At 65.5% G+C, this 17,490-nt stretch carries 14 protein-coding genes; 8 read left to right on the top strand and 6 right to left on the bottom strand.

Features of this window, described 5'->3' with window-relative positions; genetic code table 11:
- Window positions 1-54 precede the first annotated feature (54 nt).
- Together APS40_RS10600 and APS40_RS10595 are read left to right on the top strand one after the other, a co-directional pair.
- On the top strand, window positions 55-2,313 hold the full coding sequence (locus APS40_RS10600) for a chemotaxis protein CheW (RefSeq protein WP_055047016.1): 2,259 nt from the start codon (window positions 55-57) through the stop codon (window positions 2,311-2,313).
- A gap of 53 nt (window positions 2,314-2,366) precedes the next feature.
- Complete coding sequence (locus tag APS40_RS10595; RefSeq protein ID WP_055047015.1) at window positions 2,367-2,855, top strand: chemotaxis protein CheW; 489 nt, start codon at window positions 2,367-2,369, stop codon at window positions 2,853-2,855.
- A gap of 227 nt (window positions 2,856-3,082) precedes the next feature.
- Here the strand turns inward: APS40_RS10595 and APS40_RS10590 are convergent, their stop codons facing one another.
- The 3 genes from APS40_RS10590 to APS40_RS24870 are packed head-to-tail and all read right to left on the bottom strand — an operon-like array spanning window position 3,083 to window position 8,878.
- Complete coding sequence (locus tag APS40_RS10590; protein ID WP_055047014.1) at window positions 3,083-6,421, bottom strand: error-prone DNA polymerase; 3,339 nt, start codon at window positions 6,419-6,421, stop codon at window positions 3,083-3,085.
- Entirely contained in the window at window positions 6,418-8,136 is a 1,719-nt protein-coding gene (locus APS40_RS10585; RefSeq protein WP_082434329.1) for a Y-family DNA polymerase, read from the bottom strand. The genes APS40_RS10590 and APS40_RS10585 overlap by 4 nt, the downstream gene beginning before the upstream one ends.
- Entirely contained in the window at window positions 8,021-8,878 is an 858-nt protein-coding gene (locus tag APS40_RS24870; protein WP_055047012.1) for an ImuA family protein, read from the bottom strand. The genes APS40_RS10585 and APS40_RS24870 overlap by 116 nt, the downstream gene beginning before the upstream one ends.
- A gap of 176 nt (window positions 8,879-9,054) precedes the next feature.
- Here APS40_RS24870 and APS40_RS10575 point away from each other — a divergent pair, with 176 nt between their 5' ends.
- Both APS40_RS10575 and APS40_RS10570 read left to right on the top strand, forming a co-directional pair.
- Window positions 9,055-9,486 carry a tellurite resistance TerB family protein gene (locus tag APS40_RS10575; protein WP_055047011.1) on the top strand — a complete coding sequence of 144 codons (432 nt, stop codon included), beginning with the start codon at window positions 9,055-9,057 and terminating at the stop codon, window positions 9,484-9,486.
- Between the two features lie 3 nt (window positions 9,487-9,489).
- Complete coding sequence (locus APS40_RS10570; protein ID WP_055047010.1) at window positions 9,490-9,807, top strand: heavy metal-binding domain-containing protein; 318 nt, start codon at window positions 9,490-9,492, stop codon at window positions 9,805-9,807.
- Window positions 9,808-9,943: 136 nt separating this feature from the next.
- Here APS40_RS10570 and APS40_RS10565 read toward each other — a convergent pair whose 3' ends face one another.
- Complete coding sequence (locus APS40_RS10565; protein ID WP_055047009.1) at window positions 9,944-10,516, bottom strand: hypothetical protein; 573 nt, start codon at window positions 10,514-10,516, stop codon at window positions 9,944-9,946.
- A gap of 105 nt (window positions 10,517-10,621) precedes the next feature.
- On the opposite strand from APS40_RS10565, the gene ppa reads away from it, so the two are divergent.
- From ppa to APS40_RS10550, 3 genes are all read left to right on the top strand, one after another.
- Entirely contained in the window at window positions 10,622-11,155 is a 534-nt protein-coding gene (ppa, locus tag APS40_RS10560) for an inorganic diphosphatase (RefSeq protein ID WP_055047008.1), read from the top strand.
- A 90-nt stretch (window positions 11,156-11,245) separates the two neighbouring features.
- Entirely contained in the window at window positions 11,246-12,625 is a 1,380-nt protein-coding gene (locus APS40_RS10555; protein WP_055047007.1) for a serine hydrolase, read from the top strand.
- Between the two features lie 159 nt (window positions 12,626-12,784).
- Window positions 12,785-13,411, top strand: coding sequence for a chloramphenicol phosphotransferase CPT family protein (locus APS40_RS10550; RefSeq protein WP_055047006.1), 627 nt, complete (start codon window positions 12,785-12,787; stop codon window positions 13,409-13,411).
- A gap of 119 nt (window positions 13,412-13,530) precedes the next feature.
- Here the strand turns inward: APS40_RS10550 and APS40_RS10545 are convergent, their stop codons facing one another.
- Window positions 13,531-14,364, bottom strand: a complete 834-nt coding sequence (locus APS40_RS10545; protein ID WP_055047005.1) for an SMP-30/gluconolactonase/LRE family protein — start codon at window positions 14,362-14,364, stop codon at window positions 13,531-13,533.
- Window positions 14,365-14,497: 133 nt separating this feature from the next.
- Window positions 14,498-15,985, bottom strand: coding sequence for an MDR family MFS transporter (locus APS40_RS10540; RefSeq protein ID WP_055047004.1), 1,488 nt, complete (start codon window positions 15,983-15,985; stop codon window positions 14,498-14,500).
- Between the two features lie 908 nt (window positions 15,986-16,893).
- Between APS40_RS10540 and APS40_RS10535 the strand changes: the two genes are divergently transcribed.
- Window positions 16,894-17,460 carry a dihydrofolate reductase family protein gene (locus tag APS40_RS10535; protein ID WP_055047003.1) on the top strand — a complete coding sequence of 189 codons (567 nt, stop codon included), beginning with the start codon at window positions 16,894-16,896 and terminating at the stop codon, window positions 17,458-17,460.
- Window positions 17,461-17,490: the final 30 nt, after the last annotated feature.

Below are 17,490 nucleotides of genomic sequence, written 5' to 3'. Positions count from 1 at the left end.
GCACCTGCGCCTGCCCCGCCTCTTCGGCAACCCAGAAGGGTTCGTGACTAGTCCATGAGCGACCTCGACGACTTCAAGGCCACCTATTTCGACGAGTGCTCGGAGCTGCTGCTCGAACTGGAAGAGCAGTTCGCGGCGATCGAGGAGGGCGATCATTCGAGCAACCGGCTGAATGCGGTGTTCCGCGCCATCCACTCGATCAAGGGTGGCGGCGGGGCGTTCGGGTTCCAGGGGCTGGTGGGGTTCGCGCACGCCTACGAGACGCTGCTCGATCATGTGCGCGACGGGCGCGTGGAACTCAGCGAGCCGGTGGTGGCGCTGTGCATCCGGGCCAACGATATCGTCGCCGACTTTGTCGCCGCGGCGAGGGACGGCTCCGAACTCGAAAGCGGCTACGGGGCCGAGGAGAAGCTGCAGTTCGACACCCTCACGTCGGGCGACCCGGACATGCTGGGCGAACCGATGGAAGAGTTCGACATCGACTTCGTGCCCGTCATGGTGAGCATCGCCGGCGCCGAGGACGACCCGGTGCTCGAAGAGCCGCTGGGCCTGGCTGTGCTCGACGATGCATTCGAGGCGCCGCCGCTGGCGCCGGAAGCGCGGCACTGGATCATCCGTTTCACGCCGCATTCCGAGCTCTATGCGCGCGCCAACGATCCGCTGCTGCTGCTGCGCGAACTGGGGACGCTCGGCGCCATCGAGGTGCGGGCGGTGCTCGACGAGATTCCGGCGCTCGCCGACTTCGAGCCGTTCGGGGTCTATTGCAGCTGGGAGATCACGCTCACTTCCGAGACCGCGACCGAGGCGTCGATCGCCGAGGTGTTCGAATTCGTCGAAGGCAATTGCGACCTCGAGATCGTTCGCGGCGAGGCGCCGTCGGCCGAGGCGGCGCTCGATGCCGAAATCGAGGCCATGCCGTCGTTTGCCGAGCTGATGGCCGATGTTGGGGCGGTGGAGGCGGTAGAGGCGCCCGTCGGGCAGCTGCTCAGCTTCGAGGCGCTGGCCGAGAGCATGAAGCCGGCGCTGAAGGCGGCGCCGCCGTTGATGCCGCCACCGCTCAGGCAAGCGGCCCCGGCCGAAGAGTTCGAAGGCGAGAACGATCGCCGCTCCGGCGTCGAGGACCGGCGCAACGGGGTGCAGTCGATCCGCGTCGATCTCGACAAGATCGACCGCGTGGTCAACATGGTGGGCGAGCTGGTGATCACCCAGTCGATGCTCACCCAGCAGATGGATGAGACGCTGCGCGCCCGCTACCAGGAACTGGTGCGCGGCCTCGAGGTGCTGGCGCAGACGACGCGCGGGCTGCAGGACTCGGTGATGTCGATCCGGGCGCAGCCGGTGAAGACGGTATTCTCGCGCATGCCGCGGCTGGTGCGAGAACTGGCCGGCAAGACCGGCAAGAAGATCCGGCTCGAGACCATCGGCGAGAATACCGAGATCGACAAGACGATCATCGAGCAGCTGAGCGACCCGCTGACCCACATGATCCGAAACTCGGCCGACCACGGCATCGAGAGCCCGGAAAGGCGGCTGGCGGCGGGCAAAGCCGAAGGCGGGGTGATCCGGCTCTCGGCCGAACAGGCGGGCGGCAATATTCTCATCGCGGTGGAAGACGATGGCGGCGGCATCAACCGCGAGCGCGTGCTGCAGGTGGCGCGCGACCGCGGCGTGGTGGGACCGGAGCAGACGCTGAGCGACGAGCAGATCGACCAGCTGATCTTTGCGCCGGGCTTTTCGACCGCTTCGGAAGTCTCCGACATTTCCGGCCGTGGCGTCGGCATGGACGTGGTGCTCAGCAACATCAAGAAGATCGGCGGCTCGGTGCACGTGAAGAGCTGGACCGGCAAGGGCACGCGGATGACGCTGCGCCTGCCGCTGACGCTCGCGGTACTCGACGTGATGCTGGTGAAGGTCGCCGGTTCGCCCTACGTCATTCCGCTCTCCTCGATCGTCGAGACCATCCAGTGCGCGCGGGCCAATTTCTCGCGCATGCCCACCGGCGGCCAGGTACTGCAGGTGCGCGGCGAATACGTGCAGGTGGTCGACCTCGCCTCCCGCTTCGCCATGACCACCGAGGTGGCGCGCGACAACCGCTTCGTGGTGCTGTGCGAAGCCGAGGGCGGGGTGAAAGTCGCGGTGATCGTCGACGACATCATCGGCCAGCAGCAGGTGGTGATCAAATCGCTGGAGGAGAACTTCCAGTCGATCGAAGGCATCGCCGGCGGCACCATCCTCGGCGACGGCAACGTGGCGCTGATCGTCGACGTGCAGGGTTTGAAATCACCGACGGCGGCGCATAAGAGCGCGGCCTGATCGGACGAAATTGATGCCAGGCCAGGAGGCCGGCAGGAAAGGCAGAAGACCAGATGGAAGCTCTCGCATTCAAGGACGACATGGCCTCGGGCGCCAGCGTCGCCGGCGCCAACTCGATGCAGCTGATCGCCTTCTCGATCGGCGAACAGACCTATGGGGTGGAGATCACCACGGTGCGCGAGATCCGCGCGTGGAACGGCGCAACGCCGCTCCCCAACACCCGGGAATTCGTGCGCGGGGTGATCAACCTGCGCGGCACGATCGTGCCGATCTTCGACCTGCGCGCCCGCTTCGGCGAAGGCCAGACCTCGCCCACCAAGAACCACGTGGTGGTGGTGATGAGCGTCGGCGAGAAGTGGGTGGGCATCCTGGTCGACGCGGTGTCCGACATCCTGACCGTGGCCAAGACCGACATCCACAATGTGCCCGAGGGCAACTCGATCGACACGGAGCTGCTGAACGGCATCGTGACGCACGAGAACCGCATGGTCGGACTGATCGACCTGCATGCGGTGGTCTCCGGCGCCAAGATGGACAGCTGAGGCGGAGCCATCGCCGAGCTGCAGGGCCGCCCGCGCGGGCGGCCCTTTTCTTTTTTGAGTCATCTGGTCTGGCGCGGGCTGACCCCCACCCCTGTCCCCTCCCCCTAAGAATGGGGAGGGAGACCCTCACACTGAAATCGAGGCTATCGTCTCCCTCCCCCTGTTTGAGGGGGAGGGGGCAGGGGTGGGGGTCAGCCCGCACCAGCGCTTGAGCATTTTCTCGGTCGCTAGTGAAAATTCCGCCCCGACGGCAGGGCGGCATAGGCCTCGCGGTCGAGTTGTTCGCGGCGGCGGCGTTCGCCTTCGTCGCGACCGGGCTGCGGTCCCGTCCGGCCTTCATCGCCATGCGCCAGAACGGCATTGCCGATATCGAGCCCCTGCGCCAGCTCGAGCAGGTTGGGGGTGAAATCGGTGAAGCTGCGGGAGACGAGGTGGGTCACCAGCCCCTCGCGCTGCAACTGCCCGCGCACCGCGAGGAGGCGCGAGCTCAGGACGACGCGGCGGTTGGCGTCGAAGGTCTTGTTCCACACGATGATGTTGGCGATCCCCGTCTCGTCCTCCAGCGTCATGAAGATCACGCCGCTCGCGGTGCCCGGCTGCTGGCGCACCAGCACCAGGCCGGCGGTCTCCACGATGGCGCCGTTGGGCCTGTCGATCAGGTCGGCGCAGCGAAGCGTGCCGCGCCGGTCGAGTTCGGGCCGCAGGAACCCCACCGGGTGCCCTTTCAGCGACAGCGACAGCGTGCGGTAGTCGTGCACCACCGACTCTCCGGGAGCCATGACCGGGAGGTCAGTGTTGGCATCATCGGGTTTCGAGATTCGCTTCGAGATCGAGAACAGCGGCAACTGTTCGGCGCCCGCCACGCCGTTGAGGCCGCGCACCACCCACAACGCCTCGCGCCGGCTTAGCCCCATCGAGCCGAAGGCATCGGCCTCGGCCAGCTTTTCCAGCGTCGCCACTGGAATGCCGGTGCGCACCCAGAGATCGCGGATCGAGGCATAGCCGTCGCCGCGGCGGGCGACGATCAGGTTGGCATGGTCCTGCTTGAGGCCGATCACCTGCCTGAGGCCGAGGCGGATTGCCTTGGTCGACAGGATATCGTCGCGCATTTCGGCATGCTGCTTCATGATCCGCTGGCGCGCCGGGGTGCCGTCTTCCAGTACGTGCAGCCAGTCGGAGCGGTTGACGTCGGCCACCCGCAGCTCGACCCCGTGCTCGACGGCATCGCGGACGATCTGCGCCGGAGCGTAAAACCCCATCGGCTGGCTGTTGAGCAGGGCGCAGGCGAACACGTCGGGGTAGTGGCACTTCATCCAGCACGAGGCATAGACGAGCAGGGCGAACGAGGCGGCATGGCTTTCGGGAAATCCGTAATCGCCAAAGCCCTCGATCTGGGCAAAGCAGCGCCTGGCGAAATCCTCGGCGTAGCCATTGGCCTTCATGCCAGTGAGGAACCGGTCCTTCAGCGTATGGATGGTGCCGTTGCGCCGGAAGGTCGCCATGGCGCGGCGCAGCTTGTCGGCCTCGCCCGGGGTGAAGCCCGCAGCGACGATGGCGATCTGCATCGCCTGTTCCTGGAACAGCGGCACGCCATGGGTACGTGCCATCACCTCGTAGAGGGCCGAGGGCATCTCCTCCACCGGCTCGAGCCCCTGCCGGCGCTTCAGGTAGGGATGCACCATGCCGCCCTGGATCGGGCCAGGGCGGACGATCGCGACTTCGATGACGAGGTCGTAGAATTCTTTGGGCTTGAGCCGTGGCAACATCGACATCTGCGCCCGGCTTTCGATCTGGAACACCCCGATAGTGTCGGCGCGATGCGTCATCCGGTACACCGGCGCCTTCACCTCAGGCTCCGCCTCTTCGGCCATCAGCTGCGGCAGCGTGACCTCGCGATCGTAATGCTGGCGCAGCAGCTCGAACGAACGGCGGAGGCAGGTGAGCATGCCGAGCGCCAGGATATCGACCTTGAGGATGCCCAGCGCATCGATATCGTCCTTGTCCCACTCGACGATGGTGCGGCTTTCCATCGCGGTTTTCGAGATCGGCACCAGGCTTTCGAGCGAATCGCGGGTGATGACGAAGCCGCCGACATGCTGGCTGAGGTGGCGCGGGAAGGATTTCAGCACCGGCACCACATTGAACATCTGCGTCAGGGTCGGATCGTCGGGATCGAGCCCCAGCATTCTGATGCCCTTCAGATCGGCGGCATTGCCCCAGCCCCAGTGCAGCTGGTTGAGCGCGCCGATGATGTCGTCGGAAATGCCGAATACCTTGGCGGTTTCGCGAATGGCGCTCTTGGAGCGATAGGAGATGACGGTGGCGGTGAGGCCGGTCCGCTCGCCACCGTACTTATTGTAGACATACTGCATCACCTCTTCGCGCCGCTCGTGCTCGAAATCGACGTCGATATCGGGCGGCTCGTCGCGTTCGGTCGAGAGGAACCGGCCGAACACCAGGGTGACCTTGGTGGGGTCGACCTCGGTAATGCCGAGGCAATAGCAGACCGCCGAATTGGCGGCCGAGCCGCGCCCCTGGCAGAGGATCTTGAGCGTATGCCGGGCATGGCGCACCACGTCCTCGACGGTGAGGAAGTAGGAGGCATAACCCTTGTAGGCGATAAGGCAGAGCTCGCTCCACAGGCTCTGCTTGATGCTGTCGGGGATGCCGTCGGGATAGCGTCCGTGCGCGCCTTCCCAGGTCAGCCGCTCCAGCGTTTCCTGCGCCGTCTCGCCATTGCCGATGGTTTCGGTCGGATAGTTGTATTTCAGCTGGTCGAGGCTGAAGCCTATGCGACCCAGCAGCACCAGCGTCTCAGCGATCGCATCGGGATGTTCGGCAAACAGCCGGGCCATCTCGCTCGCCGGCTTCAGGTGCCGCTCGGCGTTCTGCTGCAGCCGGCGGCCGGCGGTTTCGAGCGTCAGGTGCTCGTGGATGCAGGTCACCACGTCCTGGACGATCTTGCGGTTGGGCTCGTGGTAGAGCACGTCGTTGACCGCCAGCAGCGGCACGCCGGCCCCGGCGGCCATGTCGGCCAGCCGGTTGAGCCGCGCCCGGTCGGTGCCCTTGAAGGTCACGGCGGCAGCGAGCCAGACATTGCCGGGGCTTAGCTTACTCAGCCGTTCGAGCGTCGCAGCCGAGTGTTCCCAGCGGGTTTCGTCGGCATGGAGGATCAGCAGCTGGCCGGCGATGAACTCCTCGAGGTCGGCGAAATGGAGCACGCATTTGCCCTTCTCGCTTTCCTCGCGCAGGTTGCCGCGGCTCAGCATGCGGCAGAGCCGGCCATAGGACTCGCGGTCGGAGGGATAGGCGACGATGTCGGGGGTGCCGTCGGCAAAGCAGAGCCGCACCCCGACGACATAGCGGAAGTCCGGCGCCGTATCCTTGAGGTCGCGATGCGCGACGTAGCCGCGCACCACGCCGGCAAAGCTGTTGCGGTCGCAGATGCCGACGCCGCTCAGCCCCAGGGCGATCGCCGCCGAGACCAGCTCCTCGGGGTGCGAGCCGCTCCGCAAAAACGAGAAGTTGGAGGTCACCAGCAGTTCGGCATAGGCGGGGCGGCTCATGCGAAGAACCCGTGCAGGAACCAGCGCGGCGCCTCGGCGGCGCCATAGAGCCCGATGCGGAAGATCCAGAACCGCCGGCCGCCATCGTCCTCGATGACGTAATAATCGCGCACCGTGGTCAGCGGGTCGAAGGCTGCGAGGGCGGAGACATGCTCGGGCTCTTGGGGCTTGGGCTTGTCGGTGGTTTTGGGGTCGTCGCGCGGATCGCGATGCTTGTTGCCGCGTTCGGGCGGCTCCAGCACTTCGAGGTTTTTGCCCGAGCGCCACCATTCGGCTTCGATCCGCTCCGGCCCCGAGGCCCTCAGGATGCGGTAGGCGATGCGCCGCCAGATGATCCGCATCGGCGGGCCATGCGGCACCTCCGCCATCACGTTGATCGGCTCCGGATGCGGCAGGAGCCGCAACGGCCGTCGCAGTTCCGGATCGGGCAGCGCCTCCGGATCATCAGGGGTTGCCGCGATCACCGGCTCGAGTTTGGCGGCCCGTTCGGGGATATGGGTGTTGACGAATTTCGAGCGGGTGAGCGCCAGCGGCCCGAGCCGGCTGGTCATCCGATCATAGAGCCGGTCGAGATCTGCTGCGCCGTCGCGCACCTCGAAGGCGCCGAGCTGCGTGCTTTGCACCTCGGACAGCGAGCTGGCGGCGAGCCGGATCATGTCGATGCCGAAGCCGGCGTCGTATTCGCCCTCGAGCCGCTCCGAGCGGTGCACGAACAGCTGGGCGATATGGTTGGGGTCGCGGGTGGCGCGGCCGGCATTGATGGTGAGGTTCATCACCTTGTGGTCGACCCGGTAGAGCAGCAGATGAAAGGTCTGGGCCCCGATACCTTCGGCTTCGAGCCTGAGGCCGAGCTGGATGGCGAGATCGCGGGCGGTCATCAGCACGTCGTCCATATAGCCGATGGGCTCGGCGAAACGGCGCTCGGCATAGTATTCGGCCACCGGCAGGCGCGGGGTGAGCCGCTCTTCGATGCGGCCCAGGGCCTGGTCGAGCCGCTCGATCAGCGAAGCGCCGAAACGGGCCTGCAGCGCCCGCCGATCCCGGCCATAGAGCTGGCCGATGGTCTTCAACCCCATCTGGTTGAGGCCTGCCACCTGCGTCTCCTCGAGCCGCAGGCCGACGATCGGCAGATTGGCGAGCGCCGCTTCCGTCTCGCCTTTGGGAACGATGCCGCCGGGCGCAAAATGCGCCAGCGCCCAGGCCGCCCCGATCGTATCGGCGATGGCGCCGGAGACGGTGAAGCCCAGGCGGCGCAACCGGTCGACCAGCAGCTCGAGCATCTTTGCTTCGCCGCCGAACAGGTGGGCCACACCGGTGATATCGAGGATCAGATCGCCATAGGGTGCGGTGGCGGCATGGACCGCGACGATCGGGCTGGCATTGGAATGCCAGTCGGCAAAATCGGCAAAGACCTGTTCGAGATAGGCCCGGTCGATCTCGCGCACCTCGAGTTCCGGCACCAGGGCCCGTGCGTCGGTGAGGTTCTGGCCGGAAATCAGGTTGGCGGCGGCCGCTGCGGCATCCACCGCGGCGAGCCGCATGGCGCCCTTCTGCTTTTCCCACAAAGCCAGCGGGCGGGATGACGCAGCCAGCGCCGGATCAGCCCGTTTGAGACAGTCGGTGGCCCAGCGGGGCAGCGACAGGGCGAGATGGCGGCGCCGTTCGGTGAACAGCAGCTGCGGGGCGGTGTCTGGGTTCGACTGAAACGAAACCATTTTCTGTCCAGTCCACAAGCATGGTCTTGCCTTCGGCGCGCTGCGTCTTGTCGCCGAGGCGGCCTTTCTCGATCTCGATCTGAAAGCGTGGGGGGCCGGGGGCACGCGGGTCGAACGGCAGCTCACCGCTCAGGGCCGGCGAGATGCGCCAGCGGAGCTTGGCCGCACTCGCCTCGCGGCCCCGGCCATAGCGGAGGAGGAACGCCGACGTTCCGGCCGCCGCGGCGCGAAGGCTCAGCCGGCGCGACACTGTGAAATCGAGCGCCTTGGGGTGGCTGGCGAGATCGGCGATCACTCCGGCCACCGCCCGGCAGGCAATGGCTTCCTCCATCGCCCAGAGCAGTTCGGTCACCGTTTCGACCCGGCCGATCACCAAGTTGGCCGGATCGATGCCGAACTGCTGGAGTCCGGCGCCATAGGGCAGTCCGAGCTCCTGGCCCTCACCCGCGAGCTGCAGGTAGAGCACGGCCTGTCGCTCGGCGGTCAGCAATTGCCGGGCCAGCCCGAAGGTGAAGCCGAGCGCCGCGCCGCTCTGGCGCTGCTCGTCGGCAAACACCTCGTGCAGCAGTCCAGGGGGAGCAACCAGCAGCTCGAGCGGATCGACAAGGCTGCCGCGATCATTGGCAGCCTTTCCAAGCCGCTCGGCCAGCATCGCCGCGCCTTCGGCCAGCAGCGGACGCTTTTCCAGAGCGGCGATTTTCAGTCGTAGGGCATCGAGATCGTGGCGTGCGAGGCCCGGCATCTGAGCCTCCCTGTTGTCAGTAATAAGAACAAATAGGGAACACCAGAGTCCGAGGGAGAGTCAAGCCGGATGAATCGGACACGCTCTGCTCACATCCTCGCGCTGCGGCATGGCGGCCCTTTCGCGATGGGTCAGGACTGCTTATGTTTTGTTCCGTGCTCCCAAGGATTCCTGCCATGTTCGAAGCGCTGCGCTCCATCTTCCAGAGACCCGATGCCACCGTGCTCTCCATGGAGCCGAAACTGGCGGTAGCGGCATTGCTGGTGCATCTGGCGGCGATCGACGGGCAGATCAGTGAGGCCGAACGGCAGGCGGTCGAGGGCACGCTGATGGATTACTACGAGCTTGGCGAGGACGAGGTCAAAAAGCTCATCCTCGAAGCGACCAAGCGCGACCAGGAATCGGTGGATTTCTATCGCTTCACCTCGGCGCTCAGCTCGCTCGACGACGGCGAAAAGCTCGAGATCATCCGGATGATGTGGCAGGTGGTGTTCGCCGACAAGCGCAACCACGAGCTCGAGGACAACATGGTGTGGCGCATTGCCGAGCTGATCGGCGTGTCGTCGCGCGACCGCACCGTGCTGCGCAACCAGATGGCGCGGGCCTGACCGATGATCATCTCGACCACGCCGACGCTCGAGGGGCGGCCGATTCGCGATTACCTGGGGATCGTCACCGGCGAAGTGATCGTCGGCGCCAATATCTTCAAGGACCTGTTCGCCGGCATCCGCGACATCGTCGGCGGCCGGGCCGGCGCCTATGAAGGCGCGCTCCGGGACGCGCGCAATGCGGCATTCGACGAGCTGCGCGCCGAGGCAAAGCGGCTGGGCGCCGATGCGGTGGTGGCGGTCGACATCGACTACGAAGTGGTCGGCCAGGCCGGCTCGATGCTGATGGTCTCGGTGTCGGGTACTGCGGTGCGGCTGTAGGGCGGATAGCTCGGCGGCCGCCAACCCCCTCACCCGTCTCGGCCTTGCGGCCGATCCACCCTCTCCCCGACGGGGAGAAGGTGGCGCGTAGCGCCGGATGAGGGGAAAGCCCGGATGGTCGAAAATCAAGGTAGCGCTAACGCTTCCACGCCTCGAACTTCCCCACAAATTCCGGCTCACCCGTCTCGCAGTCGAAATCCTTGGCTTTGTCATCGGCAGCTTTTCGCGCCAGAGCCTCGGCATCCGAGTTGGCGAGCGCATCGACATAGGCGATGTGGCAGGTGGCGCCGGGGCTGATCCGGGTCACCACCAGCACCTCGCCCTCGGGCTTGCCGTCCTCGCCCTTGGTGAAGAAACGCAGGATCGAGGCGAAGGGCTTCCAGTAGCCGTCGGCATTGGAGACGCGCCATTCGATCTTGTCGCCCAGCCGGTTGGGCGGCGGCAGCCGCTGCTTGGCGGCCTTCTCCGCGGTCGAGTCGAGGCCATAGGAGACGGCCATCCTGAGGTCGCTCTCGGACACCATCACCGGCATGCCCTTGAGGCCGGGACAGGCCCAGGTGGAGCCGAAATCGTCCGACTGCATCACCGTGCAGTCGAGGTTGAGATCGAGCCCGGTCTCGCTCGATTCGATCTGCTGGGCCATGGCCGGTGCGGCGAGCCAAAGCCCGACGGCGACATAAAGCGCACTGGCGAAAACCCGGTCGATCACGGCAAATCCTCCTTAAGGCTGCATGCCCCCCGCGCATTCGTATGCCTTGCAATCATGGCCTCGGATGGGCCACAACCCGCCCAGTTACACGCTAAGGCAGACCCAATGAATATCGACGCGATCCCGATCGGGAAGAATCCCCCCGACGACCTCAACGTGATCATCGAGGTGCCACTGGGCGGCGAGCCGATCAAATACGAGATCGACAAGGCCTCGGGGGCGCTGTTCGTCGACCGCTTCCTCTATACGCCGATGCGCTATCCGGGCAATTACGGCTTCGTGCCGCATACCCTGTGCGGCGACGGCGATCCGCTCGACGTGATCGTGATGAACTCGCGACCGCTGGTGCCGGGCGCGGTGGTGCGCTGCCGGCCGTTCGGCGTGCTGTTCATGGAAGACGACGGCGGCAAGGACGAGAAGATCCTCGCGGTGCCGGTGTCGAAGCTCACCAAGATGTATGACGGGATCAACGACATCACCGACATGCAGCCGATCCAGCTCGAGCGGGTGAAGCACTTCTTCACCCACTACAAGGATCTCGAGCCGGGCAAATGGGCCAAGATCGAAAAGCTCGGCGGCGTCGACGATGCCCGCCAGGTGATCCTCGAATCGATCGAGCGGGCCAAGGCCGCGAAGTAGCCGCGCCGGCAACTTGCCCAGGTCATCCTGGCGCAATGCTTGTCGCTCCAATTGTGAGTCCCATATCGGGGGCTCACCTTGGAGGACCGGATGAAAGCCGTACTGACCGCACTCGCCGCCACCTTGCTCCCGACCAGCGCTGCGCTGGCGCAAAGCCCGAGCAACGCGGCGATCGCTGAGATCCTGGTCGAGCGGATCGATGCCGCCGAACAGAATGTCGGCATTGCCGTCGCGGTGATCGAGAACGGCGCGCCGCGCTTTGTCTTCCATGGCCAGCCGCAACTGGGCGCCACTGGCGGGATCGACGAACACACCGTGTTCGAGATCGGCTCGGTGACCAAACTGTTCACCAATGTGCTGCTCGCCCAGGAGGTGCTGGCCGGCACGATCGACCTCGATGCGCCGATCGTGAACTACTTGCCCCGGGGCACGGCGCTGCCGGAGCGCGGCGGCCGGCAGATCACCGCCTTCGACCTCGTGACGCATTCGTCCGGCCTGCCGCCGGTGCCGCCCGATCTGGGGGTCGGCAACCCCGCCAACCCGTATGCCGGCTATGGCGCCGAGCCGCTCCGGGCCTTCCTCGAGAGCTACCAGGTGCCGCGCGATATCGGCACAGAGTTCGAATACTCCAATATCGGCCTCGCGTTGGTGGCAGAGGCGGTCGAGCAGGTCACCGGCAAGGACTACGCCAGCCTGCTCGAAGAGCGGATCTTCACACCGCTGAAGATGACCGAAACGGCGTTGACCACGACGCCCGAACTCAGGCAGCGGCTGGCGAGCGGCCACGATGCGGCGCGCAACCCGGTGAGCAACTGGGATCTCGAGGTGTTTGCCGGCGCCGGCGCGTTGCGCTCGACCGTTGCCGATGTCAGCAAATTCATTGCCGCGGCCAGCGGAGCGGTTTCCACCCCGCTCGATCCGGCCTTTGCGCTCATGCTGGAGCGCACCCGGCCGTCCGATGCGAACGGCGGCAAGGTCGGGCTGGGCTGGTTCACGCTCGCCCATCCCAAGGGCGAGATCGCCTGGCACAACGGCATGACCGGCGGCTACAACGCCTTCGTCGGCTACGATCGGCAGAGCCGCAAGGGCGTGGTGGTGCTCTCCAACATGGCGAGTACGGTGGGGATCGAGGATATCGGCTTTCACATCCTCGCCGATAACCTGCCGCTCGCCGCGATGCCGAAGCTGCGCCAGCCGGTGGCGCTCGATCCGGCGCTGCTCGACCGTTATGTCGGCAGGTATGCGCTGACGCCCGCCTTCGTCCTCGAGGTGACGCGCGAAGGCGACGCGCTGTTCGTGCAGGCGACGGGGCAGCAGAAGCTGCCGGTGTTTGCCGAGACCGAGACGACGTTCTTCTACAAGGCGGTCGACGCGCAACTGAGCTTCGAGCTGGGCCCGGACGGCCGGACGACGAGCCTGACGCTGCACCAGAATGGCTTAAGCCAGCCGGCAAAGCGGATCGACGGATAAGCGAAAGTCGACCCCTTGAAACCCTGAAACCGGGTTCACATATATCGGTCAACGGTTGGATCGGGGCGCTGTCCCTCCCGGCGACCTGGTCCCAGCCAATGAAAGGCGCTCCCCTAACGGGTTGAGCGCCTTTCTGTTTTCGGGGCACAGGGACAAGCCATGAGCGGACGGATCGTCATTCTCAATGGGGCACCGCGAGCCGGCAAAAGTTCGATCGCGAGGGCAGTGATGGCCGATCTGCCCGGGCAGTGGATCAATCTCGGCGTCGACCGGATGAACGCGGCGCTGCCGAAAGAGCTGCTGCCGGGCATCGGGCTCCGCCCAGGTGGCGAGCGGCCCGATCTCGAGCCTGTGGTGGTGCGGCTCTACGCCGAACTCTACGACGAAATCGCGGCCCGCGCCGAGGCGGGCGAGGATGTGGTGGTCGATGTCGGGCACCATGACGGTTATTCACGGCCGCTCGGCATACTCGCCTCCTCGGCGCGCCGGCTCAGTGGCCTCCCGGTGCTGTTCGTCGGGGTGCGCTGCCCGATCGGGACGATCATGGCGCGCCGCAACGCCGATCCACGAGGCGGGTTCTATCTGGGCGGCGACGCTGTCCCGGCACCGGTGGGGCGCTGGCAGGAGGCGGTGCATCAGCCGGGGATCTACGATCTCGAGGTGGACAGCGCGATGATGGCGCCGGAGCAGTGCGCGGTGGCCATTGCCACGGCGCTGGTTGCGCCGGTGCGACCAACTGCGTTCGAGCGGCTGGCGTTGCCCCAAACTAACGCCGGAGCGAGCTGACCCCCACCCCTGTCTCCTCCCCGCAAGGGGGAGGGAGACCCTCACACCGACATCTCAGTTTGCGTCTCCCTCCCCCTTGCGGGGAGGGATCAAGGGTGGGGGTCCACAGCCACCAACGCCTACGGATACCCGGCATGCCGCACCGCAACGCGGGTGCTGAACACCCGACCGGTCGGCTGGCTGACGTCGACCGTGCCGGTCCACTCATTGGCGACCATGTAGAGCGTCCGGCCGTCAGGGCCGCCTAGCATCACGGCAAAGCCCATGCGGTCGAGCTCGAACTTCTCGACGATCTCACCACCGTCGCGGACACGCAACACGGTGGCGCCGGTCGAGGTCCAGATGGCGCCTTCGGCATCGGTGCAGATGCCGTCATTGCCGTATTGCCCGACATTGGCCCAGAGCCGCCGGTTGGAAAGGCTGCCGTCCGCGGCAATGTCGAAGGCGGTGAGGTTGCCGTTGAACGATTCAGCGCAGACCAGGGTTTTGCCATCGGCGAGGATCGCCATGCCGTTCGGGAAGGCGAGGCCTTCGGCGACCTTGCGGCTGCTGCCGTCGGGCGAAACCAGGGCGATGAAGCCGGGACGGAACTCGCCGCCGGGAAAGTCGAAATCGACATTGTTGACGTAGATGTGGCCGCTCGGGTGCACGGTGATCTCGTTGCAGCCGCGCTCCGACAGGCTGGAGAGATCGGCGAAACGGGTAAAGCTGCCATCGGGCTGGCGCAGTTTCAGCTCGCGGTCGGCGGCGTGGACCAGCAGCATGCGGCCATCGGGCAGCCAGTCGAACGAGAAGGGGAGCGACGCCACTTCCGCCTCGACGGCCGGGCGTCCCTCGGCGTCGATCGTATAGAGTTTCTGGCCGACCCAGTCGGCGAACCAGAGCTTGTTATCATGCCAGCGCGGGCATTCCCCGAGCAGGATTCCGTCCATCAGCTGGGTGATCTTGGTCATCGTCAATCCCTCATTGCTCTCAAGACAATGTCGGGCGAGCTGCGGCCATTTCGACAGGCGGTGAAAACAAATCGGGCGCCGGAGAGAATCCGGCGCCCGAGGCAGTCAGTGATTCACGTGAAGCACTAAATGTTCAGTGGCCGCCCATACCGGCCATTTCCGGGTTCGCCGGCGGCTTCTTGACGAAGAAGGCGGCGACGATGGCGAACAGCGAGATGATCGCCCCGGTCATGAAGCCGGTGCGGATGCCGGCGGCGAGCGCGGCCACCGGCTCGGTACCGGCCGCCGTCAGGGCGGCTGACTGGATGGTCATCAGCGCGATGAACAGCGCCACGCCGGCGGCGCCCGCCACCTGCTGCACCGAGCCGAGAATGGCCGAACCATGCGAATAGAGCTGCATGGGGAGCGAGCTCAGCGAGGCGGTGAACAGCGGGGTGAACATGATGGCGAGGCCGATGCAGAGCGCGATATGGCCGGCGAGAATCACCCAGACCGAGGTCGACTGATCGACCAGGGTCAGGCCCCAGAGCACGGCGCTGACGACGATCGAGCCCGGCACCAGCAGGCGGGTGGTGCCCCACTTGTCGTAGAGCCGGCCGACCACCGGGCCGAGCAGGCCCATCATCAGGCTGCCGGGCAGCAGCATCATGCCGATCTGCAGCGGATCGAGCTTCAGGACATTCTGCAGGAACAGCGGCAACAGGATGATGACGCCGAACAGCGCCATCATGGCGATCGCCATCATCACCACCGACAAGGTGTAGTTGCGGATGGCGAAGGTGCGCAGATCGAGCAGCGCCTTGTCCTGCAGCGTCAGCTGGCGCCACACGAACAGCACCATTGTGACGAGGCCGACGCCGAGCGGAATCCACGGCGACATGCCGTGCTCGCCGACGGCGGACGCCGCTTCGCCGAAGCTCGAGAGCCCATAGACGATGCCGCCGAAGGCGAGCACCGACAGGACGACCGAGATCAGGTCGAGCGGGGTCGAGCGCGGGGTCGAGACATTCTTCATCCGCCAGGCGCCCAGCGCCAGTGCGGCCAAAGCGATCGGCAGCACCAGGATGAACATGAAGCGCCACTCGAAATGGGTGAGGATGAAGCCGCCGATGGTCGGGCCGATGGCGGGGGCCACCGACATGACGATCGAGATGTTGCCCATGGTCTTGCCGCGCGATTCGGGCGGCACCAGCGTCATCACCGTGGTCATCAGCAGCGGCATCATGATGGCCGTGCCCACCGCCTGGATGACGCGGCCGAACACCAGCAGCTCGAGGCCCGGCGAGACGGCGCAGATCAGCGTGCCGACCGAGAAGATCGCCATGGCCAGCATGTAGATCGGCCGGGTGTTGATGCGCTGCAAGAGGAAGCCGGTGATCGGAATCACCACCGCCATGGTGAGGAGGAACGCCGTGGTCAGCCACTGCGCCGCACTGGCGGTGACGCCCAGATCGGTCATCAGCGGCTGGATCGCCACGCTCATGATGGTTTCGTTGAGAAACACCACGAAGGTGGAGACGAGCAGCAGCGCGATCACCAGCCGGTTGCGGGCGGAATTGGAGGTGTCGGGCGGCGCGGTGGCGGCCGTCGACGGCATGTCGGTCATCGTTTCGGAGGTCATTTGTGGCCTGCCTTACGCTGGAGGGGTTCAAAAACGGGGTGCGTCAATGGCACGGACGGGGTCGCGGTGGCCAGCCCGCGGGGCGCATAGCGCCCCTGCAACGGGGCGGCAGTTACCGGCGGGGTCATCGAGAAATCTCCTGAGCTGTCACCGATACGACGAGCGACCGGTGGCGAAATCGACAGCGTTCGCCGCAAAAATAGTTAAGCGGCGGATTAAGCGTTGATGAGGTAAAAGTCAATGTCGGGGCGCGACGAGGGACCAGGTCGTGAGCGCGTGCCGGCGGTGTTAACTCAGGGTTGGGGGCTTGAAGCAAGCCCCTTCAAACCCATATGTAGAAACTGAGGCGTTGCGCTACATGCGCGCGGGCCGGACAATTTCCAAGGGCTGGAGCCGCGCTCCGGTCCTTTGTCGTTTGTGCTAGGCTCGGGAACCTATCCGCCGAAACCGTCGAACGATCGATGGCAATGCCGACCGTCCTGAAACCCCGACGCGAACTGGTTGGCCTGAGCGATGCCGAGCTGGTGGCCCTGGTGTGGCGGCCATTCGGCGCGAGAAGCAGCTGAAGGCGTGGCATCGCGCATGGAAGATCCGGCTCATCGAGGCACGGAATCCGGATTGGCGCGATCCATAGCCAGAGGCGACTGGCGACCAGTGACCCACGGCAGCATCTCAGGATGGGCCCCGGCCTTCGCCAAGATGACACCGTAGGGTTCGTCTTAGTGCAGAACCGCAAGGTACGGCCGCGTGCATGCGGCGATCCGCAGCGCCACTACCGCGATCCTGTTCCAAACAGCTTCCCCCACGGCGGGAAAGCCACCACGCGATGCCGCTTGACAGCATCGCTCTCTTCCCGTAATCAACAGATATGTTAATTAACAATATTGTTGATTAAGAGGAGACAACGCATGAACAAGCTCATCAGCACCCACTGGATCAGCCTCGACGGCTTCATCGCCGGACCGATGGGCGAGATGGATTGGATCCGTGAGGACGACCAGCTGGCCAACTACGAAATCGGGCTGGTCAACGGCGCCAGCAGCCTGTTGCTGGGCAAGGGCACGTATCAGGATTTCGCGCAGTACTGGCCGACCATCCCCGCCAACCCCAATGCGGCGGCGTGGGAGAAGACCTATGCCGCGCGGATCAACCAGCTCCACAAGGTGGTGATCTCGCACAACCTGCAGGCGGCGAACTGGCCGAGTTCGGAGCTCTGGCGCGAGCTCGATGCCGACAAGGTCAACGCCTTCAAGGCGCGGGCCGGCGGCGACATTCTCACCTATGGCAGCGCCACGATCGTGCAGCAGCTCACCAATCTCGGCCTCGTCGACGAGTACCACTGGCTGATCCACCCGATCGTCCTGGGCAAGGGCCGGCGGCTCCTCGACAACCTCGAGCGGCGCTTCGATATCGAGCTGGTGGACAGCGAACGGTTCAACAGCGGGGTGATGAAGCTGATCTATCGCCGGGTTTAGTAGATCACCCCGGCACACCCGAACTTGCCC

Origin of the sequence: Devosia sp. A16 (genome assembly GCF_001402915.1) — a bacterium.
Taxonomy (GTDB): domain Bacteria; phylum Pseudomonadota; class Alphaproteobacteria; order Rhizobiales; family Devosiaceae; genus Devosia_A.
This window is presented reverse-complemented; position numbering and strand designations above follow the sequence as displayed.

Coding starts and splice junctions, on each gene's coding strand:
- APS40_RS10600 (WP_055047016.1), top strand. CDS start 55: ATGAGCGACCTCGACGACTTCAAGGCCACCTATTTCGACGAGTGCTCG.
- APS40_RS10595 (WP_055047015.1), top strand. CDS start 2,367: ATGGAAGCTCTCGCATTCAAGGACGACATGGCCTCGGGCGCCAGCGTC.
- APS40_RS10590 (WP_055047014.1), bottom strand. CDS start 6,421: ATGAGCCGCCCCGCCTATGCCGAACTGCTGGTGACCTCCAACTTCTCG.
- APS40_RS10585 (WP_082434329.1), bottom strand. CDS start 8,136: ATGGTTTCGTTTCAGTCGAACCCAGACACCGCCCCGCAGCTGCTGTTC.
- APS40_RS24870 (WP_055047012.1), bottom strand. CDS start 8,878: ATGCCGGGCCTCGCACGCCACGATCTCGATGCCCTACGACTGAAAATC.
- APS40_RS10575 (WP_055047011.1), top strand. CDS start 9,055: ATGTTCGAAGCGCTGCGCTCCATCTTCCAGAGACCCGATGCCACCGTG.
- APS40_RS10570 (WP_055047010.1), top strand. CDS start 9,490: ATGATCATCTCGACCACGCCGACGCTCGAGGGGCGGCCGATTCGCGAT.
- ppa (WP_055047008.1), top strand. CDS start 10,622: ATGAATATCGACGCGATCCCGATCGGGAAGAATCCCCCCGACGACCTC.
- APS40_RS10555 (WP_055047007.1), top strand. CDS start 11,246: ATGAAAGCCGTACTGACCGCACTCGCCGCCACCTTGCTCCCGACCAGC.
- APS40_RS10550 (WP_055047006.1), top strand. CDS start 12,785: ATGAGCGGACGGATCGTCATTCTCAATGGGGCACCGCGAGCCGGCAAA.
- APS40_RS10545 (WP_055047005.1), bottom strand. CDS start 14,364: ATGACCAAGATCACCCAGCTGATGGACGGAATCCTGCTCGGGGAATGC.
- APS40_RS10540 (WP_055047004.1), bottom strand. CDS start 15,985: ATGACCTCCGAAACGATGACCGACATGCCGTCGACGGCCGCCACCGCG.
- APS40_RS10535 (WP_055047003.1), top strand. CDS start 16,894: ATGAACAAGCTCATCAGCACCCACTGGATCAGCCTCGACGGCTTCATC.